The sequence below is a fragment of the Streptomyces sp. NPDC043738 genome (genome assembly GCF_056436545.1).
Genome location: NZ_JBWKCJ010000001.1, coordinates 336,083 through 358,489, shown reverse-complemented (window position 1 = coordinate 358,489; position 22,407 = coordinate 336,083). Strand labels below are relative to the sequence as shown.

At 72.4% G+C, this 22,407-nt stretch carries 16 protein-coding genes; 8 read left to right on the top strand and 8 right to left on the bottom strand.

The genetic code is table 11. The annotated features are described in order from the left end of the window. Positions 1-68: 68 nt before the first annotated feature. On the bottom strand, positions 69-839 hold the full coding sequence (locus AC0680_RS01580) for a PaaX family transcriptional regulator C-terminal domain-containing protein (protein WP_478624007.1): 771 nt from the start codon (positions 837-839) through the stop codon (positions 69-71). 82 nt (positions 840-921) lie between these two features. Between AC0680_RS01580 and AC0680_RS01575 the strand changes: the two genes are divergently transcribed. The 4 genes from AC0680_RS01575 to AC0680_RS01560 all read left to right on the top strand — a co-directional run bounded on the left by AC0680_RS01575 (position 922) and on the right by AC0680_RS01560 (position 5,322). After that, positions 922-2,586 carry an acyl-CoA dehydrogenase family protein gene (locus tag AC0680_RS01575; protein WP_478624005.1) on the top strand — a complete coding sequence of 555 codons (1,665 nt, stop codon included), beginning with the start codon at positions 922-924 and terminating at the stop codon, positions 2,584-2,586. Continuing rightward, a complete protein-coding gene (locus AC0680_RS01570; RefSeq protein ID WP_478624003.1) occupies positions 2,586-3,350 on the top strand; it encodes a crotonase/enoyl-CoA hydratase family protein in 765 nt (254 codons plus the stop codon). Before AC0680_RS01575 ends, AC0680_RS01570 begins: the two co-directional genes overlap by 1 nt. Positions 3,351-3,416: 66 nt before the next feature. Next, positions 3,417-3,923, top strand: a complete 507-nt coding sequence (locus AC0680_RS01565) for a DUF1990 family protein (protein WP_478624000.1) — start codon at positions 3,417-3,419, stop codon at positions 3,921-3,923. Positions 3,924-4,101: 178 nt separating this feature from the next. Beyond that, positions 4,102-5,322 (top strand): metallophosphoesterase, encoded by a 1,221-nt coding sequence (locus AC0680_RS01560; protein WP_478623998.1) that lies wholly within the window; start codon positions 4,102-4,104, stop codon positions 5,320-5,322. Between the two features lie 53 nt (positions 5,323-5,375). On the opposite strand, the gene AC0680_RS01555 is transcribed toward AC0680_RS01560, so the two are convergent. Both AC0680_RS01555 and AC0680_RS01550 read right to left on the bottom strand, forming a co-directional pair. Continuing rightward, positions 5,376-7,139, bottom strand: coding sequence for a coagulation factor 5/8 type domain-containing protein (locus tag AC0680_RS01555; RefSeq protein ID WP_478623995.1), 1,764 nt, complete (start codon positions 7,137-7,139; stop codon positions 5,376-5,378). Positions 7,140-7,152: 13 nt separating this feature from the next. After that, positions 7,153-7,296, bottom strand: a complete 144-nt coding sequence (locus AC0680_RS01550) for a hypothetical protein (RefSeq protein ID WP_478623993.1) — start codon at positions 7,294-7,296, stop codon at positions 7,153-7,155. A 407-nt stretch (positions 7,297-7,703) separates the two neighbouring features. On the opposite strand from AC0680_RS01550, the gene AC0680_RS01545 reads away from it, so the two are divergent. Then, positions 7,704-9,875: a SpoIIE family protein phosphatase gene (locus AC0680_RS01545; RefSeq protein WP_478623990.1), complete on the top strand. Its 2,172-nt coding sequence runs from the start codon at positions 7,704-7,706 to the stop codon at positions 9,873-9,875. A 57-nt stretch (positions 9,876-9,932) separates the two neighbouring features. On the opposite strand, the gene AC0680_RS01540 is transcribed toward AC0680_RS01545, so the two are convergent. The 5 genes from AC0680_RS01540 to AC0680_RS01520 all read right to left on the bottom strand — a co-directional run bounded on the left by AC0680_RS01540 (position 9,933) and on the right by AC0680_RS01520 (position 17,764). Beyond that, positions 9,933-11,330: an NADP-dependent succinic semialdehyde dehydrogenase gene (locus tag AC0680_RS01540; RefSeq protein WP_478623988.1), complete on the bottom strand. Its 1,398-nt coding sequence runs from the start codon at positions 11,328-11,330 to the stop codon at positions 9,933-9,935. Between the two features lie 714 nt (positions 11,331-12,044). Next, a complete protein-coding gene (locus AC0680_RS01535) occupies positions 12,045-14,099 on the bottom strand; it encodes an ABC transporter ATP-binding protein (RefSeq protein WP_478623984.1) in 2,055 nt (684 codons plus the stop codon). A 28-nt stretch (positions 14,100-14,127) separates the two neighbouring features. Beyond that, positions 14,128-14,982, bottom strand: a complete 855-nt coding sequence (locus AC0680_RS01530) for an ABC transporter permease (RefSeq protein ID WP_478624464.1) — start codon at positions 14,980-14,982, stop codon at positions 14,128-14,130. A 35-nt stretch (positions 14,983-15,017) separates the two neighbouring features. Continuing rightward, positions 15,018-15,968: an ABC transporter permease gene (locus AC0680_RS01525; protein WP_478623981.1), complete on the bottom strand. Its 951-nt coding sequence runs from the start codon at positions 15,966-15,968 to the stop codon at positions 15,018-15,020. Next, positions 15,965-17,764 carry a peptide ABC transporter substrate-binding protein gene (locus tag AC0680_RS01520; RefSeq protein ID WP_478623979.1) on the bottom strand — a complete coding sequence of 600 codons (1,800 nt, stop codon included), beginning with the start codon at positions 17,762-17,764 and terminating at the stop codon, positions 15,965-15,967. The genes AC0680_RS01525 and AC0680_RS01520 overlap by 4 nt, the downstream gene beginning before the upstream one ends. Positions 17,765-17,967: 203 nt before the next feature. On the opposite strand from AC0680_RS01520, the gene AC0680_RS01515 reads away from it, so the two are divergent. From AC0680_RS01515 to AC0680_RS01505, 3 genes are all read left to right on the top strand, one after another. Then, positions 17,968-19,137: an ROK family protein gene (locus tag AC0680_RS01515; RefSeq protein ID WP_478623977.1), complete on the top strand. Its 1,170-nt coding sequence runs from the start codon at positions 17,968-17,970 to the stop codon at positions 19,135-19,137. A gap of 41 nt (positions 19,138-19,178) precedes the next feature. Continuing rightward, on the top strand, positions 19,179-20,720 hold the full coding sequence (locus AC0680_RS01510; protein ID WP_478623974.1) for a M81 family metallopeptidase: 1,542 nt from the start codon (positions 19,179-19,181) through the stop codon (positions 20,718-20,720). Between the two features lie 507 nt (positions 20,721-21,227). Next, positions 21,228-22,379 carry a gluconolaconase gene (locus AC0680_RS01505; RefSeq protein ID WP_478623972.1) on the top strand — a complete coding sequence of 384 codons (1,152 nt, stop codon included), beginning with the start codon at positions 21,228-21,230 and terminating at the stop codon, positions 22,377-22,379. Positions 22,380-22,407: the final 28 nt, after the last annotated feature.

Genomic DNA, 22,407 nt, shown 5'->3' with positions numbered 1-22,407 from the left:
CGGCACACCGCGGCGACGGCCCGCCGGGGGGGCGGCCGGTGACCACCGGTCAGGGCGCCGGGCGGGGCTCAGCCGGCCAGGTACTGCCGCAGCAGATCGCTCAGTTCCCGCTCGAACCCGTCGTAGCGGGCGCGGAGCCGGCCGCCCGGCCAGTCGGGCGGCAGCAGCGCGTCCGGCAGGAGCGGGTCGGCGAGGAGATGGCGCAGGGCGGCCGCCGCGACCGTGAAGCGCCCGGCGGGAGACTCGGCGCGGTCCAGGGCGGACATCAGGGCGCCGGCCCGCGCCGCCCAGCCGTCCAGGTTCCACAGGCGGGCGGCGAGCGCGGCCGGATCGTCGTCCGGAGTGCCGCTGAGCCAGGTGCACTGCTCGGTGACGACGGGCGGGCGGGGCCGGTCGAGGTTGGCGGGGCGCAGCCAGCTGCCCTCGCGGAGCTCGGCCAGCCGCAGCGCCGCCATCGCCTGGCGCAGTGCGGTGCGCTCGGCGGCCGGCCGGCCTTCCGGGGTGGTGACGACGGCGATCTCCCAGTCCCCGTGCCAGGGCCGGGTCCGGGGTGAGCGGCTCTCGTCCTGGCGGGTCTGGCGCGCCAGCAGGCGGGCGGTCAGCTCGTAGGAGCCGTCGGTCTGCCGCAGGTCGCCGGCGGCCACCATGCGCGAGAGCGCGACCCGGACGGTGCCCTCGGCGATCCCGAAGAGTTCACCGACCCGTACCAGGGCGCGGACCGGCAGCCTCGGCGGATGGTGGCCGAGCAGGGTGCTCAGCACGATGGAGCGCGCGGTGAGGGGCCGCGGCGCGAGCGCGGCGGCGCCGTCGGGGTCGTGGTGGGTGCCGGGGTCGTTCATATGTGCAGGAAATTCTAGGGCGTGGAGCGCGGGCGATATTACGCTCTTCCCACGACTGTTTGGTTTCTGTAACGTCGACGGTATGACCGTCACCCATGAAGTCGTGAACCAGGCCCCGCCGCTGACCGGGTTCAGCACGGCGGACGAGCCGGCCCTGCTGGAGGCGCTGCGCCGGGACGGCGCCGAGTGGGGCGTGCCGGAGGTGGCCGAGCTCGGCGCGCTGGCCGGTTCGGCGGCGGTGCAGGACCAGGCCCGCTGGGCGGAGCAGCAGCCGCCCCGGCTGCACACCCACGACCGGTTCGGGCACCGCGTGGACGAGGTGGAGTTCCATCCGGCCTGGCATCAGCTGATGACCGTCGCGGTGGAGCACGGGCTGCACGCGGCGCCGTGGACCGACGACCGCGCCGGGGCGCATCTGGTGCGCGCCGCGAAGTTCTACGTCTGGTCGCAGGCCGAGCCGGGCCACGGCTGCCCGGTCTCGATGACCTACGCCGCCGTCCCCGCGCTGCGCGCCGCCCCGGACCTGGCCGCGCGGTACGAGCCGCTGCTGGCGGCCCGTACCTACGACTTCGGGCTGCGGGCGCCGCTGACCAAGTCGGGTCTGATCGCGGGTATGTCGATGACGGAGAAGCAGGGCGGCTCCGACGTACGGGCCAACACCACGCGTGCGGTGCCGGCCGGCGACGGCACGTACCGCATCACCGGCCACAAGTGGTTCACCTCCGCCCCGATGAGCGATGTGTTCCTGGCGCTGGCGCAGACCGAGGAGGGGCTGAGCTGCTTTCTGCTGCCGCGGGTGCTGCCGGACGGCACGCTCAACGGGATGCGGCTGATGCGCCTGAAGGACAAGCTGGGCAACCGCTCCAACGCGTCCTCCGAGATCGAGTACGACGAGGCGGTGGCCTGGCCGGTCGGTGAGCCGGGTCGCGGGGTGCGCACCATCGTCGAGATGGTGAACATGACCCGGCTGGACTGTGTGCTGGGGTCGGCGGCCGGGATGCGGGCGGGGCTGCGGCAGGCGCTGCACCACACCGCCCATCGGCGGGCGTTCGGGCGGGAGTTGGACCGGCAGCCGCTGATGCGCTCGGTGCTGGCGGACCTGGCGGTCGAGTCGGAGGCGGCGACGCTGCTGGGCATGCGGCTGGCCGCGGCGGTGGACAGGTCGCAGGCCGGGGACGCCGGGGAGTCGGCGCTGCGCCGGCTGGCACTGGCGGCCGGCAAGTACTGGGTGTGCAAGCGGGGCAGCGGCCATGCGGCGGAGGCGCTGGAGTGCCTGGGCGGCAACGGCTATGTCGAGGACTCGGGCATGCCGCGGCTGTACCGCGAGGCGCCCCTGCTGTCGATCTGGGAGGGCTCGGGCAATGTCGCGGCGCTCGACGTGCTGCGGGCGCTGGGCAAGGAGCCGGCCGCGCTCGATGCGTTCTTCGCCGAGGTGGAGACGGCCGCGGGCGCCGACCGGCGGCTGGACGCGGCGGTGGCCGGGGTCCGCAAGATGCTCGGCGGCCTGGCCTCTCCGGAGCGCGCGCAGCTGATGGCGCGGTCGCTGGCGGAGCGGATGGCGCTGGTGCTGCAGGGCTCGCTGCTGGTGCGGCACAGCCACCCGGCGCTCGCCGACGCGTTCTGCGCCTCCCGGCTCGACGGGGAGTGGGGCAACGCGTACGGCACCCTGCCGGCCGGGGTCGATCTGACGGCGATCCTGGAACGCGTCCGGCCGCCGGCTCCGGACGCGTCCGGGAGCGCGGCCTGATGTCGGTACGGATCGAGCGGGCCGGGCCGGTGACGACGGTGGTGCTGTCCCGGCCCGCGTCCCGCAACGCCGTGGACGGCCCGACGGCAGAGCAACTGGCGGCTGCCTTCCGGGAGTTCGACAACGACGACACGGCGCGGGTGGCCGTGCTGTGGGGCGAGGGCGGGACGTTCTGCTCCGGCGCCGATCTCAAGGCGATGGGCACCGAGCGCGGCAACCGCGTCGCGCCGGACGGCGACGGGCCGATGGGGCCGACCCGGATGCGGCTGGGCAAGCCGGTGATCGCCGCGGTGGCCGGTCATGCGGTGGCCGGCGGGCTGGAGCTGGCACTGTGGTGCGATCTGCGGGTGGCGGAGGAGGACGCGGTCCTCGGGGTGTTCTGCCGGCGGTGGGGCGTGCCGCTGATCGACGGCGGTACGGTGCGGCTGCCGCGGCTGATCGGTGCGAGCCGTGCGATGGACCTGGTCCTGACGGGGCGCGCGGTCCCGGCGGCGGAGGCGCTGGACATCGGGCTGGTCCACCGGGTGGTGCCGACCGGGACGGCGCGCGCCGAGGCGGAGCTGCTGGCGGCGGAGATCGCCCGTTTCCCGCAGGCGTGTCTGCGCAGCGACCGGGCCGCCCTGCTGGACCAGGAGGGCCGGGACGAAGCGGCCGCGCTGGCCGCGGAACTCCGGTACGGGCAGACGGTGCTGGCCGAGGCGATGACGGGCGCGGCGCGCTTCGCGGCGGGCGCGGGGCGGCACGGGGAGCCGGACCGGGCATAGGGGGTACCGCGGGGTGCCGCCGGGCCCGGAGAATCAGGGTCCACCCGGGGTGACACCATGCGCCCCATGAGCGATGTGAACTACCCCGAGGCGGGCGGCACCGGGCACACCCCGCTGCCGCCCGGCTACCACCACCTCCACGAGGAGCTGCCGATCGGCCGCGGCCGCGAGGTGCTGACCGCGGCGGGCGAGGCGATCACCACCTTCCGGATGCACCGGGCGGCGGGCACCGGCATCCGCGCCGACGCCCCGCGGGCCGCGCCGGGGGTCGCCGTCGAGGTCTCGTTGGGCATCGGTCCGCTGCGGCTGCGGGCCCCGTGCCGGGTGGTGTGGACGGTGGCCGACGAGGACCGCGTCGGCTTCGCCTACGGGACGCGCGACGGGCACCCCGAGTGCGGCGAGGAGGCGTTCCTGACCGAGCTGCGCGCGGACGGCTCGGTGTGGTTCACCGTGACCGCCTTCAGTCGCCCGGCCCGGCCCGTCACCCGTCTCGCGGGCCCCCTGGTCCCCGTCTTCCAGCGGCTGTACATCCGCCGTCTCGGCCGCACCCTGCGCCGCCTGGCGAACCACTGAGCGCCGGCCCGGCGGCGGCCGGAACGCCGGCCCTCCGTCCGCTTTTCTCACGCCCTGACGCCGCCCGGAGACGCGTAGTTACCGACGCGTAGCCCTGTCGCCGCTGATCGCCATACGTCCACGTGCGCTTCATCTTTTCGTCACCATCTCCCCTGGCGACCGTGAGAGAAATCCAGCCATGTGTGACGATGAACTGATCCCGCCGCAGGCGGACATGACCGAGCGGGAGTGGCTGCGGGCCGGCTCGGACGCGGCGGCCGGGGCGGCCCCGGTGCCCACGACGGGGCGCGTTCCGCAGTGGGTGAACCGGCGGACGCTGCTGGGCGGCGCGATGGCCGGCGCGGCGCTGGCGGTGCTGCCCTCGCAGGCCCAGTCCCCCGCCTCCGCCGCGACCCGCCCGGGCACCCCGGGGGCCTTTCCGTTCCCCGAGCACCCCAACGGCAAGGGCGAGTTCGCCGTCCTGGTCACCGGTGACGCCGGCACGGGGGACGAGGCGCAGTACGCGGTGGCGGCCGCGGCGCGGGACGTCTGCCGGGCCGAGGGCATCGGACTCGCGGTCGGCCTCGGCGACAACATCTACGAGAACGGCCCGGAGTCCGCCGACGACTCCGAGTTCCAGGACAAGTTCGAAAAGCCCAACAGCGGCATCGACGTGCCCTGGCTGATGGTGCTGGGCAACCACGACTGCTCGGGGCTGATACCCGGCAGCGGCGGCGACCCCTCGCGCGGTGACCGCGAGGTCGCGTACGCCAGGACCTCCAAGCGCTGGTACATGCCCGGCCGTTACTACAGCGTCCCGCTGCCGGCGGCCGACCCGCTGGTGGAGTTCTTCGCCATCGACACGATCCCCTGGTCGTCCTACGTCGCCCAGCTCGACCCGTACTACCGCTGGGACGGGCCGTACATGCGCGAGCAGCAGAGCTGGCTGGACCGTGCGCTGAAGGCGTCGCGGGCCCGTTGGAAGGTGGTCATCGGCCACCACCCGTACCTCAACAACGGCAAGCACGGCAGCGCCGGTTCGTACGACGGGTTCGAGATCGGGAACTACACCAGCGGCGTCCACCTCAAGGACATGTACGAGAAGGTGGTGTGCGGGCGGGCCGATCTGATCCTCTCCGGTCACGATCACACGCTGCAGATCCTGGAGCCGACGGCGCGGACCGGCGGCACCCGGCAGGTGGTCTGCGGGGCGTCGGCCAAGACGGAGGACGGCAAGGCGCACTTCGGGCACCCGGCCGCCTGGCAGAACTTCTCCGACAACGGGTTCATGGTGCTGAAGGTGTCCGGCGCGCGGCTGACCATCGACGCGTACACCGTCGACGTGGCGACGCGGACGGCGACGCTGCGGCACCGGACGCGGCAGACCACCCCGGTCGCGGCGGCGCGGGCGCACGCCTGACGAGGTGAGCCGTCCTGGTCGGCGCTCGCCCAGGACGGCTCGCCCCGCGCACCTCACTGCGGATAGCCCACCAGGTTGGCGACGTTGCGCTGGGCGTCCGAGGGGCCACCCGTCCCGTTGACGACGTGGTGGATCGTGCCGGTGCCGCCGAGCGAGACCGTCACCATGTCGTGGAAGCGGACGCCGGGGGTGTCCGGCACCTCGAAGGCGTGCTCGGCGGCGACGTCGCGGTTGACGTTGAAGAAGCAGTAGCTGCCGAGCCCCCACGCCTCGTGGTTCCTCACCCCGTCACCGACCTTGTAGGCGGCGTAGCCCTGGGTGCCGCCGTTCATCCAGGAGCCCTGGTCCGGCGGGTCGTAGGGCATCTCGTTCTGGTAGAAGTACGTCCGGCCGCGCTCGCCGTTCCAGACCGTCTGGTGCTGCTGGTAGTGCTCGACGAACAGGCCGTACATGGTGACGTCGTCGCCGTTGACGGTCAGGCCGTTGGCGGCGGTGTTGGTGTTCCAGCCGACGCCGTCGCCGTGGTCGGCGCGCCAGATCCACAGATGGTCGCCGATGACGTGGGAGCTGTTGACGACCAGGCTCCTGGCGGCCTTGCCGGGGCCCGCGCCGCCGACGCGGAAGAACACGTCGTGCAGCGAGGTCGGGTCCTCGGCGTGGCTCGCCGAGGAGTTCTGCGGGCCGACCTCCATCAGGGACGGCGAGCTGGTGGTGCCCGCGTCGATCAGCAGTCCGGCGATCCGGACGCCGTCGACGTCGGCGACGGACACCGCCGTGACGCCGTTGTCGGGGACCAGGGTGGCCAGGCCCAGGCCGAGCACCACGGTGTCCGGCCTGGTGATCCGCAGTGCCCGGTCGAGGTGGTAGACACCGGGCGTGACCAGCAGGTGCTTGCCGGCGTCCAGGGCCGTGTTGATCTGCTCCGCGCTCGCCCCGGGCTTGACGACGAAGAAGTCGCCCAGCGGCAGTGAGCCGCCCTGCGGGTCGCCCGAGGCCCAGCTGGTGCCCTGGGAGTCCTTGCGCAGGGCCGGCAGGAACACCCGGTAGTCGCCGGCGTCGTCGACGTACAGGAACGGCTTCTCGCGGGAGACGGGGGTGGACTCGACGCGGGTGTAGGGCGGGGCGGGGAAGTCTCCGGCCGGGGCGTTCTTCGCACCGACGAAGACCATGTTCCAGTTGGCGCCGCTCCAGCCGCCCCATTCGGTGTTGCGCGACAGCCACTGCTGCTGGGAGCCGGAGCGGACCTGGCCGTCGACCTTGGTGTCGGCCAGCAGCCCGCCGCTGGACCAGCCGCCGTCGTCGAGCTGCAGATCGCCCTTGAGGTGCATCCGGCGGTACGGCGCCGCCTGCGAGACCGCCCAGCGGTCGGCGCCACCGGACGGGTTGACGGCGAGGTTCTCCGCCGACCGCCAGAAGTTCTGGGTGGCGTTGCCGTCGAACCAGTCGGCCTCGGCGTGCACCGCGCCGTTGACGGTGGTGTCGTCCGGCGAGCGGCCGAGGCCGGCGATCTGGGTGTAGAAGCCGATGTTGGCGTCGACGTCGTACGAGCCCGGCTTGAACAGCAGCGCGTGCCGCGCCGTGCCGAACTGGTTCTTCTCCTGCTCCTTGAAGACGTCGTCGACGGCGCTCTGGATCTGGCCCTTGGGCGTCGACGGGTCGAAGATCTGCACGTTCGGGCCGAGGTCGGGATCGGCCGCGGCGGCGTCGGCCCGCGGGAGCGAGAGGGTGGCGGCGCAGGCCGCGAGGGCGACGGCGAGGAGGGTGGCGCGGCGTGGCAGTCGCGCTCCGCGGTGCCCGCGGGTGCCGGCGGGTGTCATCTGTGGGGGTCTCCTACCAGGTGAAGGTGGCCGGGGCGCCGGTCGGGAGCTGGCAACCGAGGCGCTGCCCGGCCCAGTTGGGGTCGGGGGCGGTGGTCGTGCTGTCGCAGCCCGATGTGCGGTCCGCCTCCTGTGACGAGGGCAGGCGGGCGCGCACGCCTCAGCTCCGCCCCGCGGACCGGTGTGGACACGGTCCCGCTGCTGCTGGTGGCCGGTGTGGACACGGCCGACGGCTCGGCATCATGTTTCGGGACTTGAACATGCCACGTCAAGACTCGTGCACGGGTGAGGAGTTGGCGCGACCGGATTCCACCGTATGCGTTCACCGCCTGAACACATACGGTGCTCGGGCGGCGTACCGCGACATGCGGCGTCCCCGACCCGCGCCTAAGGTGTTCGCATGGCCGCGCTCCGGTGGGTATCGGCCCCGGTCAACGACGACCCGCGGCCGAGGGCACGGGAGGTGTCCGCCGCGCCGCCGCCGGCCCGCGCCCGGACGCGCCGCCGCCTTCAAGGTGTGAGCCCGCCCCGCCCGCGCTCCAGGACTCCGCTGCGCGGCACCCCATGACCGGCCCGGCCCCCGCGGGACCGTCCCCCGATCCGTCCGGCCGGCGCCATGACCCCCGCTCCGGCCAGGACTGGCCGCGGGTCCGGGAGGATGTGCCCGGGGTCTCGCAGCATGAGCCCATCGGGCTGCGCGAACGGCTCTCGCTCAACCGGACGGGCACCTTCGACTGGGACCTGGACCGCGGGCGCATGGTCCTGGACCCCGGCGCCCTGGAGGTCTTCGATCTGCGCCCCGACGAGTACGACGGCGCGCCGATGTCCCTGATCTCACGGGTACCGCCGGAGGAGGGCCGGCGGCTGGACGAGGCGCTCTCCCAGGCCCTGCAGGACGGCCAGCCGTCGTACGGCGCGTACTTCCGCGTCCACTGCCGCGACGGAAGCCGTCGCTGGACGCACTCCCAGGGGCGGATCCTGCACGACGCGGACGGGATGCCGTACCGGGTCGTCGGGATCGTCCGGGAGGCGACCGGCGAACTGGCGGACTCCGCGCTGCTGCGCTCACTCCAGCAGGACCGGCAGCGGCAGACCGTGATGGTGCAGCAGACCACCGCCGCGCTGGCCCGTGCGCTGTCCGTCAAGGACGTCACACGGGTGCTCGGCGGTACCGGCGGAGCGCGGCGCTTCGGCGCCGACGGGCTGGTCCTCGGGCTCGTCGAGAACGACCGGTTCAAGGTCATCGCCACCGCCGGGCTGGAGGGCGAGGTGCCCGAGGAGATGGTGACCTCGCGGCTGGACGACACCCTCCCGCTGGCCGATGCGGCGTGCTCGCGGCGGCCCGCCTTCCTCAGCACCCGCGGCGAGCTGATCGCCCGCTATCCGCGGCTGCGCCCGTACACCGGCCTGCTGCCGACCGGCAGCGCGGCGTTCCTGCCCCTGGTCGCGCAGGACACCGTGATCGGGGCGCTGGGGCTGTTCAACGCCGAGCCGGCCGTGCAGTCGCCGGAGGCCAGGAACCTGGCGCTGGCGCTGGCCGGGGTGGTGGCGCAGTCGGTGCAGCGGGCGACGCTCTTCGACCAGGAGCGCGAGTTCGCCACCGGGCTGCAGGAGACGATGCTGCCGCGCCGGCTGCCGGCCATCGCGGGTGGCGCGGTCACCGTGCGCTACCACCCCGCGAGCGTCGGCCGGGACGTGGGCGGCGACTGGTACGACGTGATCGCGCTGCCCCAGGGGAGGACCGGCCTGGTGGTCGGTGATGTGCAGGGCCATGACACCCATGCGGCCGCCGTCATGGGCCAGCTGCGGATCGCCCTGCGCGCGTACGCCGGCGAGGGGCACACACCGGAGACCGTGCTGGTGCGGGCCTCCCGCTTCCTGGCCGAGCTGGACACCGAGCGCTTCGCGACCTGCACCTACGTCCAGGCCGACCTGCAGTCCGGGGCGCTGCACGTGGCGCGGGCCGGCCATCTCGGACCGCTGATCAGCAACAGCTCCCGGCACATCGACTGGCCCGAGGTCCGCGGCGGGCTGCCGCTGGGCCTGGCCACCGCATTCGGGCACGACCACTTCCCCGAGACCCAGCTGTTCCTGGAGCCGGGGTCGACGCTGCTGCTGTGCACCGACGGCCTGGTCGAACAGCCCGGCCAGGACATCTGCGCGGGCATCGACGCGCTCTCCGCGGCGGTCCGCGACGGCCCCGCGGACCTGGAGGCGCTCGCCGACCGGATCTCGGACCGCCTGTGGGCCGACCCCGGCTCCGAGGACGACATGGCCCTCCTGCTGCTGCACCGGTTGCCCGGCCCCGGTGGTGCCGACGCCACCCCGCGGCTGCGGCTGCATGTGCATCAGGCCGACCCGCAGGGCGCCGCGGAGGTCCGCTCGGCGCTGCGCCGCACGCTGGACCAGTGGCGGGCGGGCGGCGTCCTGCACAACGTCGAGGTCGCCGCCTCCGAGCTGATCGCCAACGCCCTGACCCACACCGAGAGCGGCGCCCTGGTCTCCGTGGAACTGCTGCCCGGCGCCCCGCCCCGGATCCGGCTGGAGGTCGAGGACCGCTCCAGCCGCTGGCCGCGCCGCCGCAGCCCCGGCGAGACCGCGACCTCCGGCCGCGGGCTGATGCTGGTCGAGGCCCTGGCGGACCGCTGGGGCGCGGAGCCGCGCGGCGCGGGCAAGGCGCTGTGGTGCGAGTTCGTCGTGCCGGACGGGCAGTACGGGCGGGACGCGGCGCGGTAGCACCGCCCCGTCCGGCGGCACCCGCACCGCCCGGGCGCCGCCGGTCCTCCGGCCGGCTCAGTCCTCCGGCCCGTACCACAGCGTGGTCATGTTGCAGAACTCCCGAATGCCGTGTCCGGAGAGCTCCCGGCCGTAGCCCGAGCGCTTGGCTCCGCCGAAGGGCAGGCCCGGGTGGGAGGCGGTCATGCCGTTGAAGAAGACACCACCGGCCTGCAAGTCCCTTGCCAGCCTCTCCTGTTCACCGGGGTCACGGGTCCAGGCGTTGGAACTCAGGCCGAACGGTACGTCGTTGGCGAGCCGCACCGCCTCGTCCAGGTCGGCGACGCGGTAGAGCGTGGCGACCGGGCCGAACGCCTCCTCGCGGTGGATGCGCATGCTCGGGGTGACACCGGCGAGCACGGTCGGCTCGTAGAACCATCCGGCGCGGTGCTCGGGTGGCCGGCGGCCGCCGCACAGTGCGCTCGCGCCCTGGTGGACCGCGTCGTCGACGAGCTCCTCGAGGTCCGAGCGGCCCTGCTCGCTGGAGAGCGGCCCGACCTCGGTGTTCTCGTCCATCGGGTCGCCGACGGTCAGCGCCGCCATCCGTTCGGTGAACCGCTCGGCGAAGGCGTCGTAGACGTCGTCGTGCACGATGAACCGCTTGGCCGCGATGCACGACTGCCCGTTGTTCTGCACCCGCGCGGTGACCCCGACGCGGACCGCCTTGTCGAGGTCGGCGGAGGGCAGGACGACGAACGGGTCGCTGCCGCCGAGTTCGAGGACGGTCTTCTTGACCTCGTCACCCGCGATCGAGGCGACCGAGCGGCCGGCGGGCTCGCTGCCGGTCAGCGTCGCCGCCGCGACCCTCGGGTCGCGCAGGACGTCCTCGACCGCGCCGGATCCGATCAGCAGGGTCTGGAAGCAGCCCTCCGGGTAGCCGGCGCGGCGGAACAGCTCCTCGAGGTAGAGCGCGGTCTGCGGGACGTTCGAGGCGTGCTTGAGCAGTCCGGTGTTGCCCGCCATCAGCGCCGGCGCGGCGAACCGTACGACCTGCCAGAGCGGGAAGTTCCAGGGCATCACCGCGAGGACGGTGCCCAGCGGGCGGTAGCGGACCACCGCGCGCACCGCGCCCGAATCGCTCACGTCGGCCGGGGCGGGGTCCTCGTCGGCCAGCAGCTGCTCGGCGTGGTGGGCGTACCACCGCATGGTCTTGGCGCACTTCGCGGCCTCCGCGCGGGCCTGTACCAGTGGTTTGCCCATCTCGGTGGTCATGGTGCGGGCGATGCCGTCCTGGTCCGCGTCGAGCAGATCGGCGGCCTTGAGCAGCAGCTCCGCCCGGCGCGCGAAGCTCGTGGTGCGGTGCTCCTGGAAGGCCTGCTCAGCCCTGACCAGGTGGTCTTCGATCTCGCCCGCGTTGAGCGCGTCAAAGGTCTTCAGGGTCTCGCCGGTGGCCGGGTTGACCGTGGCGATGGCCATGATCAGCACCTCCTAGGAGAGCGGTGAGGGAGCCGGAGAGGGGTCCGGGACGGGATCCGGTCCGGGCGGACGGGGGATCGGCTCCGGATCCGGCGGTATCGGTTCAGGTGGCGCAGGCGGGACCGGCGGGCCGGGAAGGGGTTCCGGGACGGGGCTCGGGGACGGACCTCCCGGGTCCGGTGGCGTCGGCTGCGGTTCGCGGTCGAGCGTGCGCTCACCGCGAGACAGTGGGTGAGGATGCGGATGCGGATGCCGCTGCACGGCGGGCCTCCAAACGACGGCTGGTGGCACATGTGCACATGTGCCCCCGTACCCGAGTTTGGCTTGTGTATGGCCTCATCGCCTGTCCGCTGCGCTTGGCCTGCTTCCCACGTTGTCGGCTGTCCCGCCGTGGGGGTTTCGCTGGGTTCGCCTGCGGCGGGCTGGGTGCCGCTGCGCGGGGCGTTTTCGGCAGCGGGTGCGCCCCTCCGGACTCCGTCCTGCGGTCCGCCCCCATCCGTGGGAGGGGGGAAGGAGACCGGTGGGCCTGAAGGTCGGCATTCGTGTGCCGGTGGTCGAGGGACGGGGCCCGCCCCCACCGGCCTGTTTCACCATGCACCCACGGGAGGGGACAGACCGTAGGACGGAGTCCGTAGGGCTGTCACCGCACCCGACGAACCCACGCCCGCCGCAGGCGCAAGGGCGAGAAACCACCACGGCGGGGAAGCCGAACCGTCACAGAAAGTGACATGCCGCCCTGTGCCCGGGCGAACCCGGTTCGGCCGGAGGTGGCTCCGTGGTCGCGCAGACGGCCTTCGCGATCGGGCAGCGCGTACGGAAGCGGCAACCGGAGGGCGGGGCGGCGGCGGAAGGTGTCTCGCCGGCGAGCGGGGCCTCGCCGGCGAGCGCGCCCGAGCCGGCGCGAAGCAGGCCTTGCGTGTACGGATGCAGCGGATGGGTGAAGACCCGCTCCGCGGGACCCGTCTCGACGAGTTTGCCGAGGTACATCACGCCGACCGAGTCCGCGAGGTGCCGCACCACCGTCAGGTCGTGCGAGATGAACAGGTAGCTCAGCCCCTTCTCGCGCTGGAGTTCCCGCATGAGCTGGAGGATCTGCGCCTGGACGGAGACGTCGAGCGCGGAGACCGGCTCGTCGGCGACCACCAGCGAGGGGGCCAGGGCGAGGGCACGGGCCAGGCCGAGGCGCTGGCGCTGGCCGCCGGAGAACTCGTGCGGATAGCGGTCCACCGCGCCGCGCGGCAGCCCGACGTCGTCCAGCAGCCCGGCGATCCGCCGCCGCTGCTCCGTCCGGTCGCCGATGCGCTGGATGACCAGCGGTTCGCGCAGCACGGCGCCGACCCGCATCCGTGGGTCCATGGAGGTGGCGGAGTCCTGGAACATCAGCTGGACGTCGCGCCGGTGGGCGCGCATCTCCCGCCTGGTGAGGCCGGCGAGGTCGCGGCCGGCGAAGTGGACGGCACCGCCGCTGGGCGCCTCCAGGCCGACGGCCATCCGGCCCAGGGTGGACTTTCCGCAGCCGGACTCCCCCACGATGCCGAAGGTCTCGCCGCGCCGGACGGTGAGCGAGACGCCGGCCACCGCGCTGACCTCGGCGGCCTGCCGCGTGTCCGGCCTGCGGCGGGCGAAGGGGCCGCCGTGCAGCCGATAGCTCTTGCTGACGTCGGCGAGCCGCAGCAGGGGTTCCTCCGTGCGCACCGGGGGCGCGGAGGGCGCGCGGAGGGTGGCCGTGGCCGGAGGGCGGGAGGGTGCCTCGGGGACCGGGCCGGTGTCCGGGGCCGGTGCGGCGGGGTGGAAGCAGGCGAAGGCGTGGGCGCTGGCGGCGGGCGCGGTGGCGTGCCCGTCGTCGGTGAGTTCCGGCTCGGCGGCGCGGCACAGGTCGGTGGCGTCACCGCAGCGCGGGGCGAAGCGGCAGCCGGTGGGGCGGGTGAGCAGGGACGGCGGCAGGCCGGGGATGCCGGCCGGCGGCCGGCCGGCGGCGAGGGCGCGTTCGGGGAGCGCGGCGAGGAGGGCCTGGGTGTAGCGGTGCCGTGGGGTGGTGAACAGCGTCCGCACCGGGGCGCGTTCGGCGATCCGGCCGCCGTACATCACCGTGACCCGGTCGACCCGGCGCGCGACCACGCCCAGGTCGTGGGTGACCAGGATTATCGCCATGCCGAGGCGGGCGCGCAGCCCGTCGACGAGTTCGAGGATCTGGTGCTGGGTGGCGACGTCGAGGGCGGTGGTCGGCTCGTCGGCGATCAGCAGCCGGGGTTCGCAGACCAGCGCCATGGCGATCGCGACGCGCTGCCGCATGCCGCCGCTGAGCTGGTGCGGATAGCTCCTCAGCCGCTCGGCGGGGCGCGGCATCCCGACCAGCCGCAGGGTCTCCTCCGCCTTCGCCCGGGCCTCGGCCCGGCTCAGCTTCCGGTGCAGCAGCAGCGGTTCGGCGACCTGGGCGCCGATGGTCAGGGTGGGGTTGAGCGAGGTCATCGGGTCCTGGAAGACCATGCCGACGGTGTTGCCGCGGACGTCCCGCAGGACGGGTTCGGGGGCGGCGGCGAGGTCGGTGCCGTCGAACAGGATCCGGCCGCCGGTGACCCGGCCGCCGGGCGGCAGCAGGCCGAGGACGGACAGCGCGGTCATGGTCTTGCCGCAGCCGGATTCGCCGACGATGCCGAGCGATTCGCCGGGCGCGAGGTCGAGGTCGACACCGTCGAGGGCGTGCACGGTGCGGCCGCGGCCGGCGATCTCGACGCGCAGGTCCTCGATCCGCAGGAGCGGGTCGGTCATGGTGCGGGTCCTTCCTTCCGGCGGCGCGTCAGTTCTTCTTCAGGCGTACGTCGAAGGCGTCGCGCAGACCGTCCCCGATGAAGTTGAAGGCGGCGACGACCAGCACGATCGCGATGCCCGGCGGGAAGATCAGCCACCAGTAGCCGACCTGGGTGTAGGTGATGCCGGCGGAGAGCAGCGAGCCCCAGTCGGCGGCGGGCGGCGGGATGGACAGGCCGAGGAAGGAGAGGTAGGCGACGTAGAGGATGGCGTCGGCCACCTGGAAGGTGGCGTTGACGATGACGGTGCCGACGGCGTTGGGGAGGATGTGCCGGCAGACGGCCCGCCCTCCGCCGCCGCCCATCAGCCGCATGGCGTGGACGTAGTCCCGGCTGCGCAGCGCCAGCGCCTCGCCGCGGATGAGGCGGGCCGGGGAGAGCCAGGCGACGGAGGCGATGATCAGGATGAGGACGGGCTTGCTGGGGGTGACGATCGCCGCGACCACGACGAGCAGGAAGAGCGCCGGAATGGCGAGCGCGGCGTCGGTGATCCGCATCATCGCGGCGTCCGCCCAGCCGCCGCAGTAGCCGGCGACCGCACCGTAGACCGTGCCGAAGAGGGTGGCCAGCAGCCCTGCCGCCAGGCCGACTTCGAGCGAGGTGCGCCCGCCGTACATCAGCCGGCCGAGCAGGTCGTAGCCCAGGTCGGTGGTGCCCAGCGGGTGTCCGGCGCCGGGGGCGCGGTTGGCCTGGGAGAGGTCGGTGTGGATCTGGTCGGTGGGGTGGACCAGCGGCCCGAGGAAGCAGAAGGCGAGCAGGGCGAGGAGGAGCAGGGCACCGGTGAGGGCGAGCTTGTTGCGGGCGAAGACGGCGAGCGTGCGGCGGGCGAGGCCGGGGGTGGCCATGCCCGCCCCCGGCCCGGCGTCGAGGGCGGTGGGCGTCACGGCACGCTCCTGATGCGCGGGTCGAGGACGGCGTAGGCGATGTCGGTGAGCAGCGATCCGAGGACGGTGGCGACGCCGACGACGAGGGTGACGCCGAGCAGCACGGGGAAGTCGGAGCTCTGCGCCGCGTTCCAGAACAGCAGCCCCATTCCCGGGTAGTTGAACATCGACTCGACGACGAGGGTGCCGCTGAAGAGGGTCGGGAGGTGGAGGCCGAGGAGGGTGGCCAGCGGGATGAGCGCGTTGCGCAGGACGTGCCGGGCCATGATGCGGGCGCCGGACTGGCCCTTGGCGCGCGCGGTGCGTACGTACTCCTCGGCGAGGTTGTCGAGGACGGCCGAGCGCATATAGCGGCTGAAGGCGGCGATGATGCCCAGTGCGGTGGTCACGACGGGGAGCACGAGGCCCGGTGCGTCGGCGAGGATGCCGCCGACGGTGTCGGCCTGCGGCGCCTCGGCGGGCAGCAGTCGCAGCTGCTGGCTGAAGACGAGGATGAGGACCAGGCCGAGGAAGAACACGGGGGTGGCGTAGGCGAGGAAGGCCGCGCCGGTCAGGACGTGGTCGGCGGCCCTACCGCGCCGTACGGCCTGGAGGATGCCGAGGGGTACGGCGAGGATCGCGGCCAGGGCGAGGGACAGCCCCGCCAGCAGGGCGGTCTTGGGCAGGCGCTCGCCCAGCAGCGAGGCGACGCTCTGGTTGAGCTTGTAGGACTCGCCGAGGTCGCCGGTGAGCAGCCGCCCGAGGTAGATCACGTACTGCTCGGGCAGCGAACGGTCGTACCCCTGCTGGTGGTTGAAGTGCGCGACGGCCTCCGGAGTGGCCCGCACACCGAGGATGGCGCGGGCCGGGCCGCCGGGCAGCAGATGCAGCAGGACGAAGACGAGGACCGAGACCAGCAGCAGTACGACGAGGGCCTGCCCGAGGCGCTTGACGAGGAAGGCGGTCATCCGGCGGCACCGCCCTTCTTCACGAAGTACCAGTTCTGCGGTGCGAGGGAGAGCGTCGGGTTCTGCTCGACGCCTCGCAGGTCGTTGCGGATGGCGGAGATCTGGTAGGCGGGGTTGGGGGTCCACAGGACCGGGAGCCGGCGGGCCACCGTGCGGCCGTAGTCGCGCATCGCGGCCCGGTCGGCGGAGTACTCGGTGGCCCGGATCAGCCGGTCGGTCTCCGCGTCGGACCAACTCCCCATGTTGGAGGGCGCGTTGCTGGCGAAGATCTTCTCTCCGCTGGGGTCGGGCGGGAAGTACCAGCTGCCCTGGGTGCCGAAGAAGCCGAGCTGCCACTGCGCGCAGAGCGGCTCGTCCGTCGTGCAGGGGACGGTGATGCCCAGGACGGTGTTGAGCGGCTGCTGCCGGATGTCGAGGGCGACGCCCGCCTTTCCGAACTCGGACTTGATCGCCTGCATGGTGTTGGAGGTCTCGGTCGAGCCGGACTGGGAGAGCAGCGAGAGCCGCAGTTCCTGGCCGCGCTCGACGCCCGCGCCGCAGGCGTGCGCGCCCCGTCCCGGCCGTACGCAGCGCAGCGTGCCGTCCCGGGCGGCCCAGCCGTGGCCGGCCAGCAGCGCCTTCGCCCTCCGTGGGGCGTAGGGGTAGGGGTCGCGCTCCAGGAGGCCGGCGGGGACCGGGCCGAGGGTGGGCGCGGCGCTGCCGTGCCAGATCACCCGGGAGATCGACTTCTGGTCGATGAGGTGCTGGAGCGCCTGGCGCAGATAGGCCTGGCGCAGCATCGGTCCGGCCGTGGGGTGGTGGAAGTTGAGGACGATGTAGGTGACCGACCAGCCCTCCCACGGGTCGATGCGATAGCCCATCTCCTTGAACTGCGCCGACTGCGCCATGACGGACGGCGGAAGGTAGCCGTAGTCGACACCGCCGGCGCGCAGCACGTTGAATTCGGAGTCCGCGGTGGTGAAGGGCTTGAGGATCACCCGGTCGAGATGTGGCCGGTCCGGGCCTCGGTAGTGGTCGTTGGGGACCAGGGAGACCTGCCCGGCGGTGGTCCATTTCTCGATCCGCCAGGGGCCGTCGACGGTCTTCCACAGCGGATCGGTGGCGAACCGGGAGAGCTGTCTGGCGTGTCGGATCAGCCGGGCGAAGGCCCGCTTCGGGTTCTCGTGGTGGGGGTTCCAGGCGTGCACGGGAAGGGCGACGAAGTCCTGGAGTTCATTGGCGGTGAACCACGCCGGGTTGTGGGCGCGATCCAGCCGGAGCCGGAAGGTGCGGTCGTCGACGAGTTCGAACGCCCTGACGTCGTCCGGCATGAGGTGAGGCGAATATCCGGCCCAGTCCCGCTTGTTGTGCTTGATCAGATCGAACCAGAACTTCACATCGCGGGTGGTGACCGGCGTTCCGTCGGACCAGCGATAGCCCTTCTTCAGGGTGATGCTGACGGTTTTGTTCCCGTCGCTGTAGCGGGGCGTCTCCGCGAGGCTGCGCGGTGAGTCCAGGGTCAGTGCGTCGCCCTTCGGTTCGGGCAGGAACAGCCGCAGGAACAGCAGGTCCTGGATGGCGCTGTTGTACGAGGCCAGATAGCCCGGGGCGCCGATGGGGAAGATCCAGTTGGGGGTGGAGGCGGGCGGCAGGGCCATGGTGACGGTGCCTCCCTCGACGGGTGTGCCCCCTGTGGCGCCCAGCTCGGTGACAACGTTGCCAGTCGGGCCGCAGCCGACGAGCGCGAAGGCGGCGAGCAGGACGGCGGCCACGACCCGCCCCAGGGTCCCGCGTTTTCGGGTGCTGCGCAGGACCATGCTGCCTCCGAGGTGGTCGGCCGGTCGAAGAGTGCGAGCAAACTACGGATGGCCGGGAAAAGAAGTCAAGACCTTGGCGAAAGTGCGCCAACCGAGTTCTACTGTCAGCGAGTTGGACCGGCAGCTTCCTTCGGTGGCCGAAACAAGTCGCCCCTGCCGCTCTCCTCCCGCAGCCCCTCCCCCGTCCCCGCGAAAGGCGCCCGATGACCGCCTCCGACGAGCCGCCCGGCTCGGCCGCGCACGTCCTCGAACTCGTCGCGAACGGCTCCGCCAGCTCCCGCGCGGACCTCGTGCGCGAGCTGGGGCTCGCCGCGTCCACCGTCTCCACCCGCGTCCAGGAACTCGTCGAGGCCGGGCTGCTGACCGAGTCCGGCGAGGGCGTCTCGCGCGGCGGCCGCCGCCCGCGGCTGCTGCGGATCGCCGACCGGGGCGCGGTCGCCCTCGCCGCCGACCTGGGCAGCCGGCACATCCGCACCGGCGCGGTCGGCCTGACCGGCGACTGCTTCGACACCGACGACCACCTCTTCGATCCGACCGCCGGGCCCGAAGCCGCCCTGGAGGCGCTCGCGGAGCGGCTGGAGCTGCTCGCCGAGCGACAGCGCGCGGCCGGCCGTACGGTCCGGGGCGTCGGGGTCGGCTTCCCCGGCCCGGTCGACGCGGACGGTGCGCGGATCATCGCGCCGTCCCGGATGCCCGGCTGGCATCTGTTCCCGCTGCGCGACCGGCTGGCGGACCGCCTCGGACTGCCGGTGCTGCTCGACAACGACGCCAACATGATGGCGCTCGGCGAACACCGCGCCGCCCACCCGGCACGGCGCCATCTGGTCGTGGTCAAGGCGGGCCGCGGCATCGGCTCCGGCGTCATCAGCGACGGCCGGCTGCACCGCGGAGCCCGGGGTTCGGCCGGCGACATCAGCCACGTCCGAGTGGACGAGGCCGCCCACCTGCCCTGCTCCTGCGGCAACATCGGCTGCCTGGAGACGGTGGCGAGCGGTGCCGCGATCGCCGCGGCGCTGCGCGGCAAGGGCCTCGCCGTCGACTCCGCGGGCGAGATCCTGCGGCTGGTCGAGAACGGCGAACCGCACGCCACCACCCTCGTACGGCAGGCCGGCCGCGACATCGGCGCGGTGCTCGCCGTCGTCGTGAACTTCTTCAACCCCGAGGCGGTGGTGCTCGGCGGCGCGCTGGCCGGCGCGCAGCCGCTGGTCGCGGCCGTACGCGGGACGCTCTACGAGCGCTGTCTGCCGATGGCCACCAGCGAACTCACCATCGACGCCGCCGCCTGCGGCCCCGATGCGGGACTGCTGGGCGCGGGGCAGGCCGTACTGCGCCGAGCGGCCGCACACTCCCCGACGTCATCCGCCACCTCCTAGGAAGCCCGCCCGCACGCCCATCCGACGGAAAGCGAGGCACCGTGCCCGCATCGACCAGCCCTCGTCCCGGCCCGCGGCGCCGACTGCGCATCGGCATCGGCGGTATGGCCATCGAGTCCAGCCAGTTCTGCCCGCACCGCTCGACGTACGACGACTTCCGCGTCACCCGGGAGGGCGCGCTGCTGGACCGCTACACCTGGACCCGTCCGGACGACGAACTGGCCGGGCTGGTCGAGTGGGTGCCGCTGGTGCACGCCGTCGCGGTGCCCGGCGGCCCGGTGGAACGCACCACGTACGACCGCATCAAGGGTGAACTGACCGACCGGATCGGGGCGTCGGGACCGCTCGACGGCCTGGTCTACGACATCCACGGAGCGATGAGCGTGGTCGGGCTCGACGACGCCGAGGCCGACCTCACCGACGCGGTGCGCGCCGCCACCGGTCCCGACACCCTCATCTCGGCCGCCATGGATCTGCACGGCAACGTCTCGCGCCGCTTCGCCGAGCGCCTCGATCTGCTCACCGCGCACCGCATGGCGCCGCACGAGGACGCCTGGGACACCCGGGAGCGGGCCGCCCGCAAGCTCGTCGGGCGGCTGGCCACCGGGAAGGGACGCCCGTACCGCGCCTGGGTGCAGATCCCCGTCCTCCTCCCCGGCGAGAAGACCAGCACCCGCCTCGAACCGGCCAGGTCGCTCTACGGGCGGCTGGCCTCGGTCGAGGCGCTCGACGGGGTCGTCGACGCGGCGATCTGGGTGGGGTACGCCTGGGCCGACGAGGAGCGCTGCCGGGCCGCGGTGGTGGTCACCGCGGACGATCCCCGGCTCGCCACCGCCCAGGCCGAGTCGCTGGCCCGCCAATACTGGTCCGTACGCCGCGACTTCACCTTCGTGGGGCCGACCGGCGACGCCGACAGCTGTATCGCCCGCGCCGTCGCCTCCCCCGCCCGCCCCTTCCTGATCAGCGACTCCGGTGACAACCCCACCGCGGGCGGCGCGGGCGACCTCGCCCACATGCTCGGCCGGCTCCTGGCACACGAGGAACTGGCGAGCGGCCGGGTCACCGCCCTCCACCCCGGCATCACCGACCCCAGGGCCGTCGCCGTCTGCTTCGAGGCGGGGGTGGGCGCCGAGGTCACGATCGACGTGGGCGGCCGCTTCAGCGCGGGCACCGGCCCGCACGCCGAACCGTACGAGCTGACCGGTACCGTCACCGCCCTCGACGACCCGCCCGGTCAGGGCTCCGGCGCGCCACGCGGCAATCCGGCGTACGACGGCGGCGGCCGGTCCGCGGCCGTCACCCGCGGTGGCGTCACGGTGGTCCTGACCGAACGCCGCAAACCGTTCCACACCCGCGCCGACTTCGGCCCGCTGGACCCGCTCGCCTACGACCTGCTGGTCGTCAAGATCGGCTATCTGGAACCCGAACTGCACGCCATGGCCGCCGACTGGCTGCTCGCCCTCACCCCCGGCGGCGTCGACCAGGACCTCCTGCGCCTCGGCCACCACCGGGTACGGCGCCCGCTCTACCCGTTCGACGACGCGGGCTTCGAGGAGACGGAGCTGAGTGCGGTGGTGCTGTAGCCGTTTCGCTGCGCTTGGCTTGCTTCCCACGTCGTCGGCTGCGGCGCCGTGGGTGTTGCTCGCCGCTTCGCCTGCGGCGGGCGTTTGTTCGTCGGGTGCGGTGCCAGCCCTACGGACTCCGTCCTACGGTCTGTCCCCTCCCGTGGGTGGGTGGGAAAGGGGCCGGTGGGGGTGGGCCTGGTCCGTCGACCGCGGCGACGTCGGATACATCGGTGAGGCCACACCGTCGTTCGAATTGACCGGCCGTGAATCGCACATTCACACCAACGAGTGGTGCGTCGGGCGATGCATTCCGCCAGTTCCCGACACCCGCAGTCACTTGAACCGGCCGGGACGGCAAATCCAGCCACGCCCCGCGCGGCATCGGCGGACGGATGACGGCGGTCAGGACGGTCGGACCCCCACCCACAGCGTGACCACGTAGACACCTGATGAGCCCTGTCCAGTTTTCATCGCATGGCCGGTTTTCCTTGGTGATCAACTTGGCGCCGGACACGTAAGTTCGCCATGTCCACGAAAGCGCAAATGGTCATGGGCGAATGGATCGGCTCTTCGGCGAGAGGCACCTCAGGCATGAGCGAAAAAAGCGTGAAGAACGATGTGGGCAGCGCCTATATCGGCGATGTATTTATGCGCCATCCGCTGACCACGAAAAATCAGCAGGAGCTCGAGATCACCGCCAAGGCCGCCGCCATCCTGGAGCGGAATACGCAGAAGGACAAGCTGAAGCGGACCCCCGAAGGAGGAGGACCGCCGATCAGTCCTGTCGGGTTTTCTTTGAACAAGGTGCGGTACGGCACGTTTCCTCCGAAGGAGGAGACGGCGCACCAGCGCGGGTGGCGGGCCTACGTGAACGTGGGTGTACCGCTCATCGAAGAGCGGGGCGACATCACGCAGCCTCCGCCTGACGTGATCTCCAAGCAGACGTACATCAATGGAACCGACCCCATCTCCATCGATGTGACGGACACCGTCGAATTCTCGATTTCGAACACCATCAGCTGGTCGCTCCAAGGGGAGGTGAAGCTCACCTTCGGGGCGAAATCCATCGCGTCACTGCAGCAGCAACTGCAGAAGAGCATGTCGATGAAGCAGTACCAGAAAAGCACCCAGCTCAACAGTAAAGACCGTCAGGGCAGTGACTCGGAGTCCCAGACGGAGGCCACGAGTACGACGACGGCCACGAGTTCCGCCACGGGCACCGGGGAACTGTGGGGAGAGCTGCTGCTCGGGATCACTGGTTCCGTCAGCGGTTCACTGACCACTGCGTGGAAGCACCAGTCATCGATCACGGTGCGGAATCTTCAAAGCCGGGTGGACGTCCTGGCCACGCAACGGCGTCAGGTGAGGAAGTTCGACTACGAAATCCCCATCACCTTCGGCGGGTGGGTCGCCTTGTACTACGACAAGCCGGTACAGGTGAAGGAGACTCGCCCACAGGGCCCGCAGGACAAGGAGCCGCAATACTCTCAGGTGATCGCCTGGAAGCTCGGCGATTCCGTCGAAAGCAGCGATAATTTCGACCTGGCCGACAAAGGCAAGCGATTCATGCAGAAGGGTGAGGCGGAAATCGTCGCGGTGCGCGCCGGGGAACACCGGGTCTTCCAGCCCGAGAAGCTCGATTATGAGAACCAGAAGCAGCCTCTCTACAAGGGCTGATTCCGCGTGCACCGGGGAGACCAGGAGG

Coding starts and splice junctions, on each gene's coding strand:
- AC0680_RS01580 (WP_478624007.1), bottom strand. CDS start 839: ATGAACGACCCCGGCACCCACCACGACCCCGACGGCGCCGCCGCGCTC.
- AC0680_RS01575 (WP_478624005.1), top strand. CDS start 922: ATGACCGTCACCCATGAAGTCGTGAACCAGGCCCCGCCGCTGACCGGG.
- AC0680_RS01570 (WP_478624003.1), top strand. CDS start 2,586: ATGTCGGTACGGATCGAGCGGGCCGGGCCGGTGACGACGGTGGTGCTG.
- AC0680_RS01565 (WP_478624000.1), top strand. CDS start 3,417: ATGAGCGATGTGAACTACCCCGAGGCGGGCGGCACCGGGCACACCCCG.
- AC0680_RS01560 (WP_478623998.1), top strand. CDS start 4,102: ATGTGTGACGATGAACTGATCCCGCCGCAGGCGGACATGACCGAGCGG.
- AC0680_RS01555 (WP_478623995.1), bottom strand. CDS start 7,139: ATGACACCCGCCGGCACCCGCGGGCACCGCGGAGCGCGACTGCCACGC.
- AC0680_RS01545 (WP_478623990.1), top strand. CDS start 7,704: ATGACCGGCCCGGCCCCCGCGGGACCGTCCCCCGATCCGTCCGGCCGG.
- AC0680_RS01540 (WP_478623988.1), bottom strand. CDS start 11,330: ATGGCCATCGCCACGGTCAACCCGGCCACCGGCGAGACCCTGAAGACC.
- AC0680_RS01535 (WP_478623984.1), bottom strand. CDS start 14,099: ATGACCGACCCGCTCCTGCGGATCGAGGACCTGCGCGTCGAGATCGCC.
- AC0680_RS01530 (WP_478624464.1), bottom strand. CDS start 14,982: ATGGCCACCCCCGGCCTCGCCCGCCGCACGCTCGCCGTCTTCGCCCGC.
- AC0680_RS01525 (WP_478623981.1), bottom strand. CDS start 15,968: ATGACCGCCTTCCTCGTCAAGCGCCTCGGGCAGGCCCTCGTCGTACTG.
- AC0680_RS01520 (WP_478623979.1), bottom strand. CDS start 17,764: ATGGTCCTGCGCAGCACCCGAAAACGCGGGACCCTGGGGCGGGTCGTG.
- AC0680_RS01515 (WP_478623977.1), top strand. CDS start 17,968: ATGACCGCCTCCGACGAGCCGCCCGGCTCGGCCGCGCACGTCCTCGAA.
- AC0680_RS01505 (WP_478623972.1), top strand. CDS start 21,228: ATGTCCACGAAAGCGCAAATGGTCATGGGCGAATGGATCGGCTCTTCG.